Source organism: Desulfocurvibacter africanus subsp. africanus DSM 2603, assembly GCF_000422545.1.
GTDB lineage: Bacteria > Desulfobacterota > Desulfovibrionia > Desulfovibrionales > Desulfovibrionaceae > Desulfocurvibacter > Desulfocurvibacter africanus.
Map to the genome: position 1 here is coordinate 16,559 of NZ_AULZ01000010.1, position 17,642 is coordinate 34,200.

Consider the following 17,642-nt stretch of genomic DNA (forward strand, 5'->3'; position numbering starts at 1 on the left):
ACGCCGCACAATACGCATTGCGAAGTATCTGTCAATAATAACGAGTAATTTTATCCGTTATTATTCTTGAACAGCTTTCCTCCAATCGTTGTATTCCGACAGAGAATTCTGCATGCGGTTTCGTGTACGGGTTCTAAACTGACCGGTGTTCTCTTGCCCACGAAACAACGTCAGGGGAAGCGGTCCGCCGCCTCCCCTGACGTGATGTATTCTCGTAGCGAGAGTTCTCTGGCAGTAGCTAAGGCTGTACGATCACGAGATACGAGTCATCCATGCGCAGGTACTTGCGGGCAAGGCTGCGGATGTCCTCGGGCGTAAGCTGCTGCGCCTTGCCGATGAGCTCGTGGTTGTAATCGAGATCCAGGCTCTTGACCTTGAGGCCGGCGGCCTCACGGCTGCGGGCCAGCAGGCTCTGGTGGTCGCGGTAGTAATCGCCCCACAGGAGGTTCTTGGCCCGCGCCAGCTCCTCCTGCGGCAAGGGCTGCTTCTGCAGGTTGGCGATAGCCTGGTCGAAGCCGGCCAAGGCCTGCTCTCTCTTGGCTGGATCGGTGCCGATGTAGAAAGCCATGAAGCCCACGTTGGGAGCCTGCCAGGTGAAAGCGGTCACTGTGTAGCCCAGGCCCTGCTTGTCGCGCAGATCGCGGAACAGGATGCCGCTCTGACCGGCCAGCGCCGCGCGCATGAGTTCCAGCCCGGCCGAGTCGGCATGGCCCTCACCGGGGATGGGGAACACGCGCAGGATGTGCAATTGGTTGCGGCCCGGCAGCTTGAGATCCAGGGTGCGATCGCTGTTCCATTGCGGCGCGGCGTAGCTGAAAGCGGTTTCCGGAGCTTTCAGGGATTTCTGCAAGCTCTTGGCGAGATCCACGATGCGCTGGCGATCGAATGTTCCGCACACGGCCAGCACAAAGGGCTGGCGAGCCTGCTCCTGCCAATAGGCGCGAATGTCCTGCCGTTTCAACGCGGCCAGTGTTTCGGGCGTGCCCTGATGAAAGATGCCGTAGCCCTGACCCGTGAACAGGAAGGGGAACATGTGCCGGAAAGCCAACCCCGTGGGCTGGTCCTCGCGCTGTTTGATCTCGGCCAGGATCTCGTCCCTGGCCCGCTCAAGCTCGTCCTGGGACATGGCCGGCGCGGTGAGCACGTCCTTGATGAGCTTAAGCATGTCCGCCTCGAAGCGGCTCGGATACTTGGCCGACAAGGAGAACGTCTCCCGTCCGGCCGCGGCCGCCATGGATGCCGCCCGATCCGACAGGTACTCCTGAATCTCTGGTGCCGAAAGATCCTTGGTTCCGCGGGTGAGCACCTTGGAGGTCAATTCCGTGAGACCGGCCCGCTCGGGCGTGATGAGCCCGTCGCCGCCGGGCCAGGACAGGCTGAAGGCCGTGTAGGGCAGGGTCGCGTCGGGCAGGAGCACCAACGCGTGCGGGCCCACCTGGATGACTTCGGCTTCGGCCGCCAAGGTTTCCATGAGCTTGGCTTTCTGGGTCTCGGCGCGCGGCCAGCTTTCCGCCACGGTCTTTTCCATTGCCTTGGCATCGACCTGCGCGCCAGCGGGCGTGAGCAGCACGGACGCGAGCTTGTCGGGCTGGAAATAGGCGTCCAGCAAGCCCTGGATCTGCGGTTTGTTCACGTTGCGCAGGCTGTAGAGATAGTTCTCCTCGGCCTCCACCACGCTGCCCTCGAAGAACTGGAAGTAGCCCACTTTCGACGCCAGGCCCGAGATGGTCTCCTTGGCCTGGAATAGGCTGTCCTCCAGATTGAGCTGAGCCCTGGCCAGTTCCGTGTCGCTGAAGTCGGCGGCATCCAGTTTCGCGAAGGTATCCACGAGTTCGCGCCAGAAGGTGGCGACCTTGTCCACGTCCAGGGTGGCCGAGACGTACAGCAGTCCTCCGCGCTCGAGCGTCATGGAGAAGGCGGATATCTCGTCCACCAGGCGCTTGTCGTACTTGAAGCGCTTGTACAGGAGAGAAGTCCGGTCGCCGCCCAGCATCTGCGCGAAGACGTCCAAGCCCACGGTTTCATCCGAGTGCAGGCCGGGAATGGGGAACGCGATGGACAGATAGGCCTTGTTCCATTCGCCGGGCATGACCTTGACCTGCGGCCCAGGACCCTTGGCCTGCAACGGGAAAGGCTGGGGCGGGGTCACCGGGCGGTCGTTGGTCAGGCCGCCGTAGACGCGCTTGGCTTCGGCCAACACATCCTTGGCATCCACCTTGCCTACCACCACGAGCAGCATGGATTGCGGCTGGTAGCGGTCGTGTATGTAGTCCTTGATGCCCTGGCGAGTGAGCGAAGACACGCTCTCGCGCGTGCCGATGATGGGCCAGCCGTAGGTGGAGCCGTCCCAGACCATGCCCTGCACGGTCTTGAACAGAAGCTGGCTCGGATTGTCCTCGCCACGCACCAGCTCGGACAGGACCACGTTCTTCTCCTGCTCCAACTCGGTCGGATCGACTTGCGCGCCGAAGGTCATGTCCTGGATCACATCCAGGCCCAGACGCCACTGATCCGAGGGCACGTCCACGTAGTAGACCGTGTAGTCGAAACTGGTGGCCGCGTTCAGGTAGCCGCCCACCCCCTCGATGGTCGCGGCGATCTCGCCGGGCTTGCGCTTGGCCGTGCCCTTGAAGACCATGTGCTCCAGCACGTGGCTGATGCCGGCTTGGGCCGGGTCCTCATAGGCCGAGCCCGTGCGCACGTAGAGCCGCACCGAAGCCAGCGGGAAACGCTCATCCTCCAAAACGAGCACGGTCAGCCCATTTTCGAGCACCGCGATCCGGGGTTCGGCGGCCGCCCCGGTTTCTGGCAGCGGCGTTACCTGTTTGCCTCCTTGGGCCTGGACACTACCCACGGTTGCCATGGTCAGCACCACAAGCAGAGAAACGATTGCTAGTATTTTCATGAGCCACTCTATCCTCCTTAGAATAAGACTAATGCTGTACTACCCACACGAAGGGAGCTGTCAATGATTGCCCGGCCCATGCCGGACCGGTGGACGCTTGGCAAAAAAAAGCGAGGGGGCTGTTCCCCCTCGCTTTGACCGGCTGTTCGCGCGGCTATTGGCAGGACTTGTCGCCTCGCAGGCAGTAGGCTTCCACGAAGCGCGACAGTTGCGTATTTAGATAGACGCACTTGGTGCCGCTCAGGCAATCCTCGGCGTCCTGGGATTCGATGTGCGTTTCCAAGGTGTTGCCGCCCTTGGCAAGCCGGATCATCCAGGCTTTGGTCACGTCGTCCCAGTGGCTGCTCATGTCGATGCCGTATTGGTCGATCTCCGGGTAGAGCTGCTTGATCTTGCCTTCCAGGGCCTTGGGATCCACGCTCATGTGCGCCTCCTTGACTGTGCTGTGCGAAACGGGAAGTCGGCGATTCTCCGCGGGGCTCCTCATGCCGCGCCGACAGACGATCCACCCCGAGGAATGCACGGGTATCCCGTCATAGCAGGCCCGGAAACTTGTGGCAAGGCTGCTCCAGGATAAAGCCGGTTCCCCTGCGTTGTCACTGCCGCGCAGCAGTCGCGCAAGCTTCATTCCGCAGGAGTCCGCATTCCTGGACGTAACCCGCCGAGGATGCGCCCTGACCGGCTCATCAAACATCCGCATGCGCACCCTGGTCGGATTCCCCGAAATGCTGGGCAGTCTTGGTCACGCGCCACTGCGTGGGCGGCAAGCCCGACAGCACCTCGCGCACGGCGAACAAAGGGCTCACGTAGCGTTCGCTCCAGTCGCAGGACAAGCGCGCCCATCCCTCGCCCACGTCAAGCACGCTGACGACCTTGCGCAGGTCCATGGAGCTGTGTCCCCGCTTGGTCTCGCGCACCACGGGGAAGCTCTCGGCCGCTGCAAAGGCCTCCCAGGCCCGGCGGAACTCGTCGGCGCGCTCCCCTGGCCCGGTATAGATGACCTCGTATTCCTCGATCACTGCTTGGGGCTGCTTGCGGCCCATGGACAGCCGCTCCACGCGGGTCAGGCTCAAGCCCTCGGGCAGGGCCGGCCCAAGCAGCCGTTCCAGTTGCTCGGGTTCATAGGGCTTGCTGGTAAACAGGTTGATCCACTCCACCCGGCTCTCCACGCCCACGGGCAAGGCCCTGCCAAAGGAGACGAGCGGCAGCGGGTGGAAGCCCTGGGAAAAGGACGGCTTGATGCCGGCACGGCGCAGGCAGCGCTCGAACACTGCCTGCAGCTCAAGGGTTGACAGCCAAGCCGCCGGGCCGGTCTTGGCGAACCAGATGCGGAAGTGGCCAGCGCGGCGGGTGAGGTCCTCGGCCACAATTGGCGGTTTGGGCCTGACCCAAGGCTTGGAGCCCTGGCCGGAGGCAGCGGGCGTCGATGTCGCATCGGCGTCTACGGCGGCCGGTTCGGAAGCTCCGCAAACTTCAGGGACTTCGTCCGGCATGGGGACATCATGGCCCTCGGGTGCCTGGTCACGCTCCGGGAATACGAGTAGGGGCCGTAGCTCCGCGTCCTTGATCTGGGCCAGGGACGATGTGCGGCCCTGAAAGGCGCAAACGCCGCAATTGCGGCAGGCGTCATAGCGGCAGTCGGGCGTGATCTTGGCTTCCCCTGCCCTCTTACGCTCGGTCAGCAAAAATTTCTTCGTCACGCCGGGATTGAGGTGGTCCCAGGGCAGGGGCTCGTCCTCGCCGCGTTCACGCAGGAAGTCCCCGGCCGTAAGGCCCTCCTCCTCCAGCGTCTCCAGCCATTTGTCCAGATCCAGATGATCTACCCAGCTCGTGAACAACGCGCCCTTGCGGTAGGCGCGCTCCACCACGGGCGCAAGCTCGCGGCCCGCGCGCGAGAACACGCCTTCCAAAAGGCTCATGTCCGGCTCGTGCCAGCGCAGCTTGATGCGCTTGTAGGGCCGCATGATCTCCCTGAGCAAGGCGATCTTGCCCTGGATCTCCTTGAGCGAGGCTTGGCGTTCCCACTGGAAGGGAGTGTGCGGCTTGGGCACGAAGGGCGAAACGGCGGCCGTGACCTGCAGCCGTTTGGTGCCCCTGCCCTGCGCTTCGACCTTGCGGCACAGATCCAGGATGGCCCGAATGTCCTCCTCGGTCTCCGTGGGCAGGCCGATCATGAAGTACAGTTTGACCTGCTGCCAGCCGTTCTCGAACAGCCGGCGCACGTGGTCCATCAAATCCTGTTCGCTCACGCCCTTGTTGATGACGTCGCGCAACCGCTGGCTGCCGGCCTCAGGGGCGAGCGTCACGCCCGTGCGCCGGATGCGCGACATGAGCCCCATGAGCCGCCCCGAGATGGAGCCCACGCGCAACGAGGGCAGCGAGATGGATACCTGCTCGCTCATGCAGCGCTCGAAACTCTGCTCGAAGAGGCCGTCCAGGGCTGAGTAGTCGCCTGTGGACAAGGACAGGAAGGAGATTTCCTCGTAACCCGTGCCGGCCAGACTGGTGCCGATGATTTCGTCCAGCCGGTCCAGGCCGCGCTCGCGCACGGGACGGTAGACCATGCCTGCGTGGCAGAAACGGCAGCCGCGTGTGCAACCGCGCGCGATCTCCACGGTCAGCCGGTCGTGTACGGCCTGGCCCAGGGCCATGATGGGCTGCAACGGGAATTCGGCCTGGTTCAGGTCGGACATAACGGCCTTGTCCACGCGTTCATAGCCGGCTATCAGCGGCTTGAGCGGCTTGCCCGGACCCTGAAATTCGAAAAAGGCGGGCACGTACACGCCCGGCAAGTCCTTGAGCCGCAGGAGCAGCTCGCGCTTGGCCAACCCTTCGCGCTTGGCCGTGGCGATGACTTCCAGTATCTCGCACAACACGGCCTCGCCGTCGCCCAGGACCAGGACATCCATGAACGGAGCCAGGGGCTCGGCGTTGAAGGCACAGCCGCCGCCGGCCATGACCAGCGGGTGGCGTTCGTCTCGCTCCTCGGCCCGCAACGGGATGCCTGCCAGGTCAAGCATGAACAGCACGTTTGTGTAGCAGAGCTCGTGCGTGACGTGGAAGGCCACGGCGTCGAGCTGCGCCAGCGGCGTGTCCGACTCCAGCGTGGCCAGGGGAACCTTATGCTCACGCAGCACGGCCGCGGCCTCGGCGTCCGGGCTGTACACGCGCTCGGCCCAGAACTCGGTCCGATTGTTGACCAGGGAATACAGGATCTTCTGCCCGAGGTAGGACATGCCCACTTCGTACAGGTCCGGGAAAGCCAGGGCCAGGCGGGCGGTGACCTGGGACGGGTCCTTGCGCACCGAGCCCCACTCGGTGCCTATGTAGCGGCTAGGCCGCTGCAGGAGCGGAAGGAGTTCGCGCATTATATATCCGGGTTTGTGTGGTATGAAGCAGGGCGCTGCCCCGCACCTCGCCGGGGGAACTCGTCCCCCCGGACCTCCCGCATGGCGGCCCGGGGCGCTGCACCGGCAGGCCTTTATCACGCCTCGGGGAAGCGGGCGCAGGCGCTCGAAATGTGCGGCCCTTAAGCCTCCATGCCTTGGGGCTCTAAGGCGGACCAAGCCATTGGCTTTGTTTCGTCAAAAGAGGCGGACACGCGGCGCGCATCCCCTCGCGCCGAACCGCGCCTTGAACAAATACTATACCAAATTATCGCCCTTGGCCCAAGGACACTTTGCGAGCGGTCCCCCGCGGCCGGCCGGAGCATGGCTCAAGCCTGCGCGGGCCTCGGCCGAGCCGAATGATGGGTCCAAGGGTCCCATTCGGATAAGTCCCTTGGCGATCAGGGGCTGGGAGGGAGCGAGCCGCTCTGGCAAGCGGCCCTCTCCCAGTTCCCTTAAAACGAAAAAAGGGTGGCGCGCCACCCTGCGACATTTCGTACGGCCGGGCGCGATGCGCGCTCGCCGCCTGATGCTACTTCTTGAGGAACTGCGAGGCGAAGTCGCTCGCGGGTCCGCGGCCGGCCTGGGCCATGCGCTCCAGGTTGCGCAACTCGCCGCCCGAGGCCAGAGTCAGGTTGCTGATCGCCTCAAGGTACTTGGTCTTGAGCTCCTCGGGGAACTTCTTGAACACGTACATGACGTGCTGGCCGTCGATTTCGCCGGTGATCTCGGCCTCGAAGGGGTAGCCGAAGGGCAGGAGCATCATCTGCGCGCCCTGGGCCGTGGGTATGGTCTGAATGACGGCCACGTCCTTGAGCTTCTTGCCCTGCTCGTCCCACTTGCCAAGGACCGTATCGCCGTTGATGAGCTTAACGAGTCTGACATCATGTGCCATGTTATTGGTCTCCTTGGTCGAATTTGCAATCAAGGCAAGCTAGGGCCTTGATATGCGGCTGTCAAGGAGTGCCCGAGTTTTGCATGCACCGATACGCTGTAAAGTCAGCAGGATCAGGAAGCACGCGACTTGCCCCTTGCCCGCGCGCGGCGGCCGAGGTATTCAGGGCCGTCACCAACAAGTCCACTCCACGAAGCAATGTGGCTTGATTGACCAGGATGGATCGGACGTGGGTCCAACGCCCACAACTCCGGATCGACACAAATAGCATTCACACGGAAAGAGGCATGGCACAGCAGCACGAGCCCAAGGAGCCGATCCAGACCGGCAAGGAAGCCGCACCGGCCTGGAACAGTCCCGCCGCCAAGGCTGCGCACGAAATAACCAGCGGCGTATTCCGCTTCGCGGACCTCAGCCATCCGGCCGTGGCGATGCTCTTCACGCTGGGGCAATCCTCCCGGCGCACGCGTCTGGAGAGCCGTCGACGCAGCCCCGTGCTCGAAAAGGAGCGCCGCTTCTTCGCCCAGCTCCCGGCGGACCGCCCTGACGAAAACGACCGGCAACCCGGCGTCGAGCCTGACCTGATGGCCTTGGCCGACCTGGAGCTGCCTTCCCCGCCGCATGTCTATCTCGCCCTGCAGACCGCCCTTGCCGATCGGCACAAGACGACCGGAGACATCGCGGACATCGTCAGCGCCGACCCCAGCCTGGCCACACGGGTGCTCAAGCTGGTCAACAGCCCCTTGTATGCGTCCGGCCGCAAGGTCGACTCCATTCTGCGGGCCGTATCACTGGTGGGCACCGAACAGATCACCCTGCTGGCTGCGGCCATGTCGGTCATGACCCACTTCCGGGATATCCCACAAGAACTCCTGGATATGTCTGCCTTCTGGCAGCATTCCCTGTCCACGGGCGTGCTGGCCCGCCTGCTGGCCGAGCGGGCCGGCGTTCGCGACAAGGAATACCATTTCCTGGGCGGGCTGCTGCACGACATCGGCCGGCTTGTGCTCTTCCAGGCCATGCCCGAGCTATCGCGCAAGGCCCTGCTCAAGGCAAAATCCAAACAGATGTACTTGTACTATGCCGAGCAGGACGAGATCGGCTACGACCACTCCACCATCGGCAGCGTGCTCTTCCGCAAGTGGGAGTTGCCCCCGGCCCTGCGGCTGACCGTGCTCTACCACCACATCCCGGAAATCTCCGAGCAGGTGCGCGAGAACGCGGTCGTGCACCTGGCCGACATCATGAGCCATGCCTTGGGCCTGGGTCTGTCGGGCGAATTTTTCCTGCCGCCCCTTTCGGAGCAGGCCTGGGACAGCCTGGGCCTCAAGCCTTCCGATCTGGTGGCCGTGGCCGACGCGGCCGAGGCTTCCCTGCCGTCGCTGTTCGATTCGCTCTGCTAGCAGCTTGCATTAAATAGAGGGTCCAGGGGAATCATTTCCCTGGTGGGAGGGGTCTGGGGAGGGCAAAGCCCTTCCCAGCTCTTGCACGAAGGGCCCTAGGCGCCCCTAATGTGCGCAAGGATCTTTTGGAATACGCCTTCCACGTCAAGACTGGACGTATCCACGATGACCGCATCGGCGGCAGGCTTGAGAGGCGCCACTGCCCGGTTGCGGTCCTGGTCGTCGCGGGCCTTGATCTGGCCTAGAATCTCATCGAAATCGGCGGGCTGGCCGCTCTGGCGAAGCTGGAGCATGCGGCGGTCGGCGCGCACCTCGGGCGCGGCGTCGAGGAAAAATTTGCAGGGAGCGTCCGGGAAGACCACGGTGCCCATGTCCCGGCCCTCGACCACAAGCGACGTGCCGCGCCCGATGTCCTGTTGCGCCTGCTTGAGGGCTTGGCGCACCACGGGCAGCCGAGCGACGTTTGAAGCCCAGCGGGCCACCGTCTCGCTGCGAATTTCCTCGCCCACGGGCTCGCCGTCCAGGGCGATGCGCGAATCTCCTCCCTGCCCGACAAGGCTGAACCGCATGGCCGACAAGACCTTGCCCAAGCGCTCCTCGGGCCAGTCCCATGCGCCCTCCCCAAGCTTCCAGGCCACGGCCCGGAACATGGCCCCGGTATCCAGGTAAGCCACGCCCAAGGCCTCGGCCAGGCGCTTGGCCAAGGTGGTCTTGCCCACGCCGGCCGGTCCGTCCAGGGTCACGACAAGTCGTTCGCTCATGCTCCCAACACCTCGCGCAAAGCCGATACAAAGGCCTGGTTCTCGTCCATGCGTCCCACACTGACGCGGATCTTGTCGGCCAGGCCGTAGCTGGCCAGCGGCCGCACGATGATCCCGCGCCGCAGCAGGCCCTCGAAAACGGCCTTGGCTTCCTGGTGCGGAGTGAACATGATGAAGTTGGACTGCGACGGCTGCGGCGCGCAGTTCAGGGCCGCCAGCTCCGACATGAGGTAGGTGCGGCCCTCGCGGGTCACGCGCAGAGTCTCCTCATAAAAGATATGGTCCGACAGGGCGGCGATGCCCGCCTCTTCGGCCAGCAGGTTCACGCTGAAGGGAATCTGCACGCGCAGCATGATGTCGGTCAGCTCGGGCGGCAGCACGCCCAGGCCCAGGCGCAGCCCGGCCAGGCCATAGGCCTTGGAGAAGGTGCGCAGCAGCGCCACATTGGGCAGGCTCGCCAGACGCGGCAACAGGCTTGCGCGCTGCTCGTCGTCCACAAAATGAATATAGGCCTCGTCCACGGCCAACAGCGTGCGCTTGGGCAAGGCGCGGGCCAGGGCTTCCAGGTCGTCGGTTTTGGCGGCCACGCCCGTGGGGTTGTCCGGGCTGGTGACGAAGACCAAAGCCGTGCGCTCGTCCGCCATTTCGGCCAGGCGAGTCAGCGGCAGCGAATAATCGGGGTTCAGGTCTACCTGGCGGAACTCCACGCCGCAGATGAGCGCCTGGGAGCCGTAGACCGAGAAGCATGGCCGGGCGGCCAGGACATGGTCCTGGCCGGGGCGGCACAGGACGCGCACGAGCAGGTCGATGATCTCGTCCGAGCCGTTGCCTGCCACGATGCGCGCGACGTCCACGCCCAGGGCCTCGGCCATGGCTTGGCGCAGGCGCGGATAGCCGCACTGCGGGTAGCGGAAGGCCAGGGCCGCCTTGCTCTCCAGGACCTTGCGCACCACGGGCGATACGCCCAGGGGGTTCTCGTTGCTGGCCAACTTGATGACCTGGGCCAGGCCGTAGCGTTGCTTGATCTCGTCGATGGACAGGCCCGGCGAGTAGGGCTTGAAGCCTTGGGCCTCGGGCCGGACGGAAATCGTTGAAATGGGCGTGCTCATGGGGGCTGCCTGGTCGATGGGTGAACGAAAGGGGGTACTTTGGGCCAGGAGGCTGGCCTTGGTCAAGCCCGTAAAACAAGAAGGATTGCTTCTCAATGAGATGATCTGACCGAGGATGCCCTCTACGGCGGCAAGCCGTGGCAAGCTGCCAATGTAATGCAAGTCCAGGGATCCACGGTCCCTACGGACGAGGGTTCGGGAAGAGTTCGGGAGAGGGGCGAGCCGCTCTGGCGGGCGACGCCCTCTCCCGGTCATCATGCAGCGTTATGCGTACGACGCGCCTGGCCGTACCGTGAGCACCGGGCACTGCGCGTTCTTGACCACGCGCTCGGCCACGGAACCGAACAGGATGCGATCGATGCCTCGGCGTCCATGGGTGCCCATGACGATGAGCTCCACCTTCTCCTCAGCCGCGATATTGAGGATCTCCTCGGCGGCGTAGCCCGTGACAACCTCGCCTCGGGCGTTCACGTCCTTGAACTGCTCGCCCAGGAAGGACTCCATGGACTTGTCAGCGCCGGCCACGATCTCCTTGACGAAGCTCTCGATGGAGCTTGGCGGCACATGGAAGCCCACATACTGACTGAGCGACGGGGCCACGTAAAGCACCAGGATCTCGGCGTTCAGGCCCTTGGCCAGGTAAGCCGCGTAGCTGGCGACTTCCTTGCTCGCTTCCGAGAAATCCACCGCGCACAGAATCTTTTTCATTTGCACCATATCATCCTCCGGTCGGTGGACCCGCCCGCGTTCGGCATTCTGGCCCGGCCTTGCCGTCCGGGCGGCCGGTCGCGAGGGGCCGGTAGTAAACACCTTAAAGACTTGTCTTTTCATAGCAAAGCAGGCGATGCATAGACAAGGCCTTTCTGGCCGCGTAGTCTGAAGTCACCTTATGCGCTTCCCACGGCCCCGATGAAGGGAAAAAAATTCCCCAGATAACAACCAAGCCCCCGAAATATCGTGATTTCCGGCGAGAAAACCCTTGGCAGGAATCTTGCTTGATAGCCAATAGCCATGGATCAGCCAGGAGACAGCCATGAAAATCCGCACTGAACATTTAGAACAGCTCCGCGAGGAGCAACAGCTCCGACGCAAGCAGACTGAATCGGCTGCCACCAGCAAATTCGGTGACCTGCTGGCGAAGGAGGTGGATAAGGCCTCGGGCGCGAACGCCCAGGTTCCAGTCGCCAGGCTTGGAGCCGACCTGCGCTACAGCCCGCAGACATCAGACAGCTCCATGGGCGCTGTCCCGACGGAGGGCAGAATCATGGAGAACATGGACGCGCTGCTCGACCAGTGGGAAATGTATGCCCAGCAACTGGAATCGCCCGCTAAGCGAGCGAATCTGCGCGAGGCGTACTCCGTGCTGGAACAGATCTCCCAGACCGTGAGCGAACTGAAACAGGATGTCCCTAAGCTCGTCGCTACCAACCCCAGCCTCGAATCCATGGTCAACGAGCTGGAGGTCCTCACTGTCACGGAGACGTTCAAGTTCAATCGCGGGGACTACAGCTAGGACCCGCCGCGACCGGAGCCGGCCTGCGATGCCTTGATCTGGCAGAGCGCTTCGTAGGCCGGTCCGCCCGGTCCGAGTTTGCTTTGCCATAGCACGAGCCCTTCCACTCGCACAGCCGGCCACTCCTCCCTATCCGCATCACGCGCCAGCGCCGCCCAGTCGTCGCGCCGAGCCTCCTTGACTCTGGCCAGGGTCAGGTGCGGCCGAAAATCCCGTTCCTCGCGCGCGAAGCCCAGCGGCTCCATGGCATCCTCGATCATGGCCGCCCACTGCGCGCACTCCTCGCCGCCGCGCGCCAGACCTACCCAGAATACCCTCGGCTTCCTGGGATTGGGAAAGAATCCGGCCCCGGCGGCCTGCAGCGTGAATGGCGTCAGGCACAGCCCTGCCAAGGCCTGACCCACGTCGCGGGCAAGCTCTTCATCCACCTCGCCCAGGAACTTGAGCGTCATGTGCCAGTTGCCTTGCCTGGTCCAACCCAGCTTGGAGCGCACGCAGGACCCAAGCCTGTCTCGCAAGCGGGCCAAGCCTTGCTGGTATTCCTCGGGTAGCGGGATGCCTATGAACAGACGCATGCCGCCCCCCGGCCTATGCCAGCACCGTAGAGCGCCCGATGCGCTCGGCCAGGCCCTTTACCGCCTGCTCCACCGTGGCCCTGCGCACGGCCTCCCGGTCGCCGGGAAAGAGATAGCGCACGGCCTGCTCGCCTCCGGGCCAGGCCCAGGCGATCCATACCGTGCCCACCGGCTTGTCGGGAGTGCCGCCCGTGGGCCCGGCCACGCCCGACACGGCCACGGCCACCTGGGCGTCCAGGGCATCCAGCGCGCCGCGGGCCATGGCCAGCACCACGGCCTCGCTCACGGCCCCATGGGTTAGGAGCGTCTCCTGAGGCACGCTTAGAAGCTTGATCTTTACGACGTTGGCGTAGGCGACCACTCCGCCCCGAAACCAGTCCGAGCTGCCCGAAACTTCCGTAAGCGCGCCTGCGATGAGCCCGCCGGTGCACGATTCAGCCGTGGCCAGCATCAGCCCGCGCGCCTTGAGCGCCGAGCCCAGGCCCAGAATGGTTTGTTCGATTTCCAGCATGACCGCCTCCTTGTGCGCGTAAGGATACGCCAGGCAGGCCGGCGATGTCGATGCATGCGGCCCGGCTCGTGACCGGGCCGCATGCCCGAGAGGGATCAGTGCAGGAGCAGGTAGCGCGCAGCCGTGATCTGCCTTGGCGTTTCGACATCGTCCCTGGGTGTGAACGTTATCCGCCACGAGCAATGCGTGCCTTCGGGGTCCACGCCGGACCCGGCTATCATAAGTATATCGTTGCGATCCTCGACAGTGAGGTTCGTGGCGATGGACGTGGCGGCATCCAGGGTCCATCCCGCGAGGTCCGTTTCCAGCCCGAACTCATCGGCCACCAGAGCGCGCAGGTCGCGCATGCCGTACACGCTGTCCCAGACAAAAGCCGTCTCACCCTGATCCGTGTTCGATGAGCCCACGACATACGTACCGGTTTCGTCCACGTCCCTGGCCACGCTTGCGTAGGTGCCCCCGGCCAGGTCGCCCAACCCTTGCATGCCGCCCGACTGAGTCCAGCGGAAGGCCTCCTGGCCCCGAGCCGACGTGCCCACGCCCACCACGGCCTGCAATGCCGAGTTTTCGGGCTTGGCCACTGCACGCGCCGAACTGTAGTACGCGCCGCCGCTCAGATCGCCCAGACCGCTCATGTTTCCGCCCGGAGTCCACAAAAAGGCTTGCGTGCCTTGGGCCGACTGGGCCTCGCCCACGATGGCCTCGTTGTCCTGGGCCACGGACCAGGCCTTGCTTTCCACGGTTCCGCCGTCGAGGTCGCCCAAGTCCACAACGCCTCCATTAGCCGTCCAGTAGTAAGCTTCCAGACCGCGGGAAGTCTGCCTCTGCCCTGCAATCATGGGGCCGGACAGCGACATGCCGTTGGCTTCACTACGCACGCCGTCGAGCCCCGGCAGGGACTGAAAGCCCTCATCGTAAACCCACAAGAAGGCTTGGCCGCCCGAGGAGTTGTTCAGGACGCCGACAACCGCCATCTTGTACACGGTCTGGCCGTTCTCCTGGAACCCTCGCCAGCCCGCGGCTCGGCCCGAGCCCGTGGTGCCGGAGGGCAGGCCGTTCAAAGGATAGACGACCCGCTCGCGCCACGCAAAGGGCACTTCGCCGTCCGCTGTCGCGCCGTGTCCGGTCATGACCCAGCCGTCTTCCGAGTCGCCCACGGTAGTTAATGATGTGAAACCACTCTCCAATGGCGGCCGGATGGGAATAAAGCGAGCTATGTGGCGCCTGGGCGTAAGTTGGGCGAACACCTGGTCCGCCATGGCGTGCACGAATAGGCACATCAGCACTCCCCCCAAGGCCAGCGCGAAAACACGCCGGATCATGCGACCCCTCCGTATGCTTACGTTATTATGCCCGCGCCAATAATAATTCCGCTATCTCCGAATCATTCCCTCTTCGCGCGGACATTGGTTATCCAGGGCGGAGATTCGGCAATGGCGATACCATCCGCCTTCGACAGGGTGCGGACAATGATCAAACCTCGCTAAGATTGTAAGGCCATGCCGCTAGCCAGCCCTCGCCACGCAAGCCGGGGGTTTATTGTCGGCCGGACTTGTTGTAGATGCCAAGGCCAGTCAGCACGACGAAGGAGACACGGATGCTCGATCTAAAATTTCTGCGGGGCAACATGGACTTGGTGCGTCAGGCCTTGGCCAACCGCAACTCCAGCCTGTCCCTGGACCATTTCGAGGAGCTGGACCGCAAGCGCCGCGAACTGCTGCTGGAATCCGAGACGCTCAAGAGCGAGCGCAACAAGGCCTCAGTCGAAGTAGCCCGGCTTAAGCGCGAGGGTCAGGACGCCCAACCACTGCTGGGCGAATTGTCGGCCAAAAGCGAGCGCATCAAGATACTGGACGATCTTCTGAAGGGAGTGGACGATGAGGTACAGGGCTTCCTGCTGACCATCCCCAACATCCCCCATGCCAGCGTGCCCGTTGGCAAAAGCGAAGAAGACAACCAGGTCGTGCGCACCTGGGGTGAGCCCAAAACTTTCGACTTCACGCCCAAGGAACACTGGGAATTGGGAACGGCCCTGGGCGGCCTCGACTTCGAGCGCGCCGCCAAGCTGGCCGGCAGCCGTTTCGTCGTGCTGCGCGGCTGGGCCGCCCGCCTGGAGCGAGCCCTGGCCGCTTTCATGCTCGACGTGCAGACCTGTGAGCACGGCTACACCGAGATCGTCCCGCCTTACATGGTCAACCGCCAGACCATGACCGGCACGGGCCAGCTGCCCAAGTTCGAGGAGGATCTATTCAAGCTGGAGGGCTGCGATTACTACCTCATCCCCACGGCCGAGGTGCCCCTGACCAACCTGCACGCCGACGAAACCCTGGACGAGGACAAGCTTCCGCTGACCTTCTGCGCCTTCACGCCCTGCTTCCGTTCCGAGGCCGGCTCCTACGGCAAGGACACCAGGGGCCTCGTCCGCCTGCATCAGTTCCACAAGGTCGAGCTGGTGCGCATCGCCCACCCGGACCACTCCTATGAAGATCTGGAGCTCATGACCTCCCACGCCGAAACCATCCTCCAGAAGCTCGGCCTGCCCTATCGCGTGCTGGCCCTGTGCACCGGCGACATGGGCTTCTCCGCGACCAAGACCTACGATCTGGAAGTCTGGCTGCCTGGGCAAGGCAAGTACCGCGAGATTTCCAGCTGCTCCAACTGCGAGGACTTCCAGGCCAGACGCGCAGGCATTCGCTGCAAGGAAAAGAGCGCCAAGAAAAGCCGCCTGACGCACACGCTCAACGGCTCCGGGCTGGCCGTGGGCCGGACCATGGTCGCCGTGCTGGAGAACTATCAGCAGGCCGACGGCTCAATTCTGGTGCCCGAAGCGCTGAAATCATACATGGGGGGGCTAGACATCATCCGCCCGGAAGTATAATGAACCTCCTGCGCAAACGCGCATGGACGGGTCCGTTGGATCGAATATCCCGGATTCACTTGACAGGCTGATACGAAACCGTTACCAAGACCCTCCTCGCGCGGGCCGTTAACTCAGCGGTAGAGTATCTGCCTTTTAAGCAGAGAGTCGTTGGTTCGAACCCAACACGGCCCACCAAATAGCGCGTCCCCATCGTCTAGTGGCCTAGGACGTCGGCCTCTCACGCCGATAACACCGGTTCAAACCCGGTTGGGGACGCCAAGAAATTCAAGGTGTTAGACCCAAAAGCACCTTAGCCATACTCCCGGGGTCAAAATCCGGGGTCAAAACGCTCCGAGCTATCACCTCGGAGCGTTTTCATTTTGCCTCCGCTACACGGGCCAGGTGGATAACCTTGCCCCCGCCGAAGGTCCGCTCCAGAGCCTCGCGCGTGGCCGCGAGGTCAACGCCCAGGCTCTCCAAATACCGCTCCGTCGTCGTCGGCCGCTCGTGCCGCAGGATACGCTGGATCGTGCTGATCCTCGCGCCCGACTCGTACAAGTCGATGGCCCCACGGTGCCGGATGCTATGGTGGTCAAAAGCCGGTTTGACCCCGGCCCGCTCGCACCAGCGCTCCATGACATGCTGCCTCGACGTGAACGGATTGCCGTAGTGCGCCTCGCAGAACTTGAACGTGTCCAAGACCAGGAACAGGTTCTGCTTGTCCTTGATCGGCCGCTCCCGGTCCCACAGCAGCATCCTCTCGCGCAGAGGCTGGATCATGGGCACCCACTTGCCCTCCATGTCGCCCGTGCGCGTCTTGCGGCTCCACAGCCGCACCATGCCGCCCACCAGATTCACGTCAGCCGGCGACATCCTGTGTACCTCGCCCTTGCGGGCCATCAGCCAGCGGAACACGCCGAACATGACCCAGTCCTGCACCCGCGCCGGATCGCCCGAGGCGCACTCCCGGCGCAGGTATTCGTCCACGGCCTCCACGTGCTCGCGCGGCGGCACATAGCGCGGCATGCGCACCTCCGGCACCCGCTCCACCAGGCGGAACGGATTCTCGACCATCGGCCAGCCCGGCAAGTGCTTGCGCGCCCAATCCCAGCCGGCGGCCAGGTTCTTGCGCGCCTTGTTCGCCGCGTTGGGCGAGCGACTCTTGGCCTGCTCTTGCAGATAGGCCTCAGCCTCGCCCCGAGCCGCCCCAAACACGTCCGCCGGCACCGAGGAGTAGTTCGCCGCGGCTATGCCCTTCGGCACGGCCCCCAGGAACTTGTGCAGCTCGATGCGCTTCTCCACGTAGGTCTTCTCGGCCTTGTACGTGCTCACGTGGTCCATGTACCTTTCGCCCCATTCATACAGGCTTGGGCAGGCCGTGCTTGCTTGGCTGCACTCCCGCTTGAGCTGCGCCTTGGCCTCGGCTTCCCACGTTGCGGCAGCGCGTTGACTGTCCTTGCTGTCGTCCGTGAACCACTTCTTTCTGCACTGGCCGTCCACCATTACGGACGCGCGCCAGCGTCGCTTGCCTCTCTTCAACACCAGACTCGGCATCCAATCGCTCCAATATTCTTTTTTCAAAGAACTTCTGGCGTCCCGGAGTAACGGCGACACCCCCGTAGAGGTGGGGATAGCGGCGAACGGTACGGACATCAACACCGAACACCTCGGCTACTTGCTTAGGGGTCATCTCCTCACCCAATGCCTCGCGCATGCGCTCAACA

General features: G+C 63.7%; 14 protein-coding genes and 2 tRNA genes. 5 read left to right on the forward strand and 11 right to left on the reverse strand.

The genetic code is table 11. From position 1 onward, the window contains the following. Positions 1-238: 238 nt before the first annotated feature. The 4 genes from H585_RS0107470 to H585_RS0107485 form a co-directional block, all read right to left on the reverse strand. Positions 239-2,905, reverse strand: a complete 2,667-nt coding sequence (locus H585_RS0107470; RefSeq protein WP_027367369.1) for a M16 family metallopeptidase — start codon at positions 2,903-2,905, stop codon at positions 239-241. Positions 2,906-3,059: 154 nt separating this feature from the next. After that, positions 3,060-3,329 carry a hypothetical protein gene (locus H585_RS0107475; RefSeq protein ID WP_014260049.1) on the reverse strand — a complete coding sequence of 90 codons (270 nt, stop codon included), beginning with the start codon at positions 3,327-3,329 and terminating at the stop codon, positions 3,060-3,062. A gap of 262 nt (positions 3,330-3,591) precedes the next feature. Beyond that, the gene (locus H585_RS0107480) at positions 3,592-6,273 is read right to left on the reverse strand and encodes a TIGR03960 family B12-binding radical SAM protein (RefSeq protein ID WP_027367370.1); all 2,682 of its coding nucleotides are present in this window, start codon (positions 6,271-6,273) and stop codon (positions 3,592-3,594) included. A gap of 550 nt (positions 6,274-6,823) precedes the next feature. Next, a complete protein-coding gene (locus tag H585_RS0107485; protein ID WP_027367371.1) occupies positions 6,824-7,186 on the reverse strand; it encodes a hypothetical protein in 363 nt (120 codons plus the stop codon). Between the two features lie 287 nt (positions 7,187-7,473). Between H585_RS0107485 and H585_RS0107490 the strand changes: the two genes are divergently transcribed. After that, positions 7,474-8,589: an HDOD domain-containing protein gene (locus H585_RS0107490; RefSeq protein ID WP_027367372.1), complete on the forward strand. Its 1,116-nt coding sequence runs from the start codon at positions 7,474-7,476 to the stop codon at positions 8,587-8,589. 95 nt (positions 8,590-8,684) lie between these two features. Here H585_RS0107490 and cmk read toward each other — a convergent pair whose 3' ends face one another. From cmk to H585_RS0107505, 3 genes are all read right to left on the reverse strand, one after another. Next, positions 8,685-9,350: a (d)CMP kinase gene (gene cmk, locus H585_RS0107495; protein WP_027367373.1), complete on the reverse strand. Its 666-nt coding sequence runs from the start codon at positions 9,348-9,350 to the stop codon at positions 8,685-8,687. Beyond that, complete coding sequence (gene hisC / locus H585_RS0107500; protein ID WP_027367374.1) at positions 9,347-10,459, reverse strand: histidinol-phosphate transaminase; 1,113 nt, start codon at positions 10,457-10,459, stop codon at positions 9,347-9,349. The genes cmk and hisC overlap by 4 nt, the downstream gene beginning before the upstream one ends. A gap of 264 nt (positions 10,460-10,723) precedes the next feature. After that, positions 10,724-11,176, reverse strand: a complete 453-nt coding sequence (locus tag H585_RS0107505) for a universal stress protein (protein WP_014260043.1) — start codon at positions 11,174-11,176, stop codon at positions 10,724-10,726. Between the two features lie 316 nt (positions 11,177-11,492). Between H585_RS0107505 and H585_RS0107510 the strand changes: the two genes are divergently transcribed. After that, positions 11,493-11,972 carry a hypothetical protein gene (locus H585_RS0107510; protein WP_027367375.1) on the forward strand — a complete coding sequence of 160 codons (480 nt, stop codon included), beginning with the start codon at positions 11,493-11,495 and terminating at the stop codon, positions 11,970-11,972. Here the strand turns inward: H585_RS0107510 and thpR are convergent. From thpR to H585_RS0107525, 3 genes are all read right to left on the reverse strand, one after another. Then, on the reverse strand, positions 11,969-12,547 hold the full coding sequence (gene thpR / locus H585_RS0107515) for an RNA 2',3'-cyclic phosphodiesterase (RefSeq protein WP_027367376.1): 579 nt from the start codon (positions 12,545-12,547) through the stop codon (positions 11,969-11,971). The genes H585_RS0107510 and thpR overlap by 4 nt on opposite strands. A 13-nt stretch (positions 12,548-12,560) precedes the next feature. After that, the gene (locus tag H585_RS0107520; RefSeq protein ID WP_027367377.1) at positions 12,561-13,058 is read right to left on the reverse strand and encodes a CinA family protein; all 498 of its coding nucleotides are present in this window, start codon (positions 13,056-13,058) and stop codon (positions 12,561-12,563) included. A 95-nt stretch (positions 13,059-13,153) separates the two neighbouring features. Next, a complete protein-coding gene (locus H585_RS0107525) occupies positions 13,154-14,380 on the reverse strand; it encodes a repeat-containing protein, HAF family (protein WP_014260040.1) in 1,227 nt (408 codons plus the stop codon). A 275-nt stretch (positions 14,381-14,655) separates the two neighbouring features. Between H585_RS0107525 and serS the strand changes: the two genes are divergently transcribed. The 3 genes from serS (at position 14,656) to H585_RS0107540 (ending at position 16,197) form a co-directional block, all read left to right on the forward strand. Beyond that, positions 14,656-15,936 carry a serine--tRNA ligase gene (gene serS / locus H585_RS0107530; RefSeq protein ID WP_027367378.1) on the forward strand — a complete coding sequence of 427 codons (1,281 nt, stop codon included), beginning with the start codon at positions 14,656-14,658 and terminating at the stop codon, positions 15,934-15,936. Between the two features lie 102 nt (positions 15,937-16,038). Further along, a tRNA-Lys gene (locus H585_RS0107535) sits at positions 16,039-16,113 on the forward strand. Between the two features lie 8 nt (positions 16,114-16,121). Then, positions 16,122-16,197, forward strand: a tRNA-Glu gene (locus tag H585_RS0107540). A 96-nt stretch (positions 16,198-16,293) separates the two neighbouring features. Here the strand turns inward: H585_RS0107540 and H585_RS22060 are convergent. Then, positions 16,294-17,472 carry a tyrosine-type recombinase/integrase gene (locus tag H585_RS22060; RefSeq protein WP_051183005.1) on the reverse strand — a complete coding sequence of 393 codons (1,179 nt, stop codon included), beginning with the start codon at positions 17,470-17,472 and terminating at the stop codon, positions 16,294-16,296. Between the last annotated feature and the right edge of the window lie 170 nt (positions 17,473-17,642).

Bases quoted from the DNA above. Each gene is read 5' to 3' on its own strand.
- H585_RS0107490 (WP_027367372.1), top strand. From the start codon at position 7,474: ATGGCACAGCAGCACGAGCCCAAGGAGCCGATCCAGACCGGCAAGGAA.
- H585_RS22060 (WP_051183005.1), bottom strand. From the start codon at position 17,472: ATGCCGAGTCTGGTGTTGAAGAGAGGCAAGCGACGCTGGCGCGCGTCC.
- H585_RS0107470 (WP_027367369.1), bottom strand. From the start codon at position 2,905: ATGAAAATACTAGCAATCGTTTCTCTGCTTGTGGTGCTGACCATGGCA.
- H585_RS0107505 (WP_014260043.1), bottom strand. From the start codon at position 11,176: ATGGTGCAAATGAAAAAGATTCTGTGCGCGGTGGATTTCTCGGAAGCG.
- hisC (WP_027367374.1), bottom strand. From the start codon at position 10,459: ATGAGCACGCCCATTTCAACGATTTCCGTCCGGCCCGAGGCCCAAGGC.
- cmk (WP_027367373.1), bottom strand. From the start codon at position 9,350: ATGAGCGAACGACTTGTCGTGACCCTGGACGGACCGGCCGGCGTGGGC.
- serS (WP_027367378.1), top strand. From the start codon at position 14,656: ATGCTCGATCTAAAATTTCTGCGGGGCAACATGGACTTGGTGCGTCAG.
- H585_RS0107510 (WP_027367375.1), top strand. From the start codon at position 11,493: ATGAAAATCCGCACTGAACATTTAGAACAGCTCCGCGAGGAGCAACAG.
- thpR (WP_027367376.1), bottom strand. From the start codon at position 12,547: ATGCGTCTGTTCATAGGCATCCCGCTACCCGAGGAATACCAGCAAGGC.
- H585_RS0107520 (WP_027367377.1), bottom strand. From the start codon at position 13,058: ATGCTGGAAATCGAACAAACCATTCTGGGCCTGGGCTCGGCGCTCAAG.
- H585_RS0107480 (WP_027367370.1), bottom strand. From the start codon at position 6,273: ATGCGCGAACTCCTTCCGCTCCTGCAGCGGCCTAGCCGCTACATAGGC.
- H585_RS0107525 (WP_014260040.1), bottom strand. From the start codon at position 14,380: ATGATCCGGCGTGTTTTCGCGCTGGCCTTGGGGGGAGTGCTGATGTGC.
- H585_RS0107485 (WP_027367371.1), bottom strand. From the start codon at position 7,186: ATGGCACATGATGTCAGACTCGTTAAGCTCATCAACGGCGATACGGTC.
- H585_RS0107475 (WP_014260049.1), bottom strand. From the start codon at position 3,329: ATGAGCGTGGATCCCAAGGCCCTGGAAGGCAAGATCAAGCAGCTCTAC.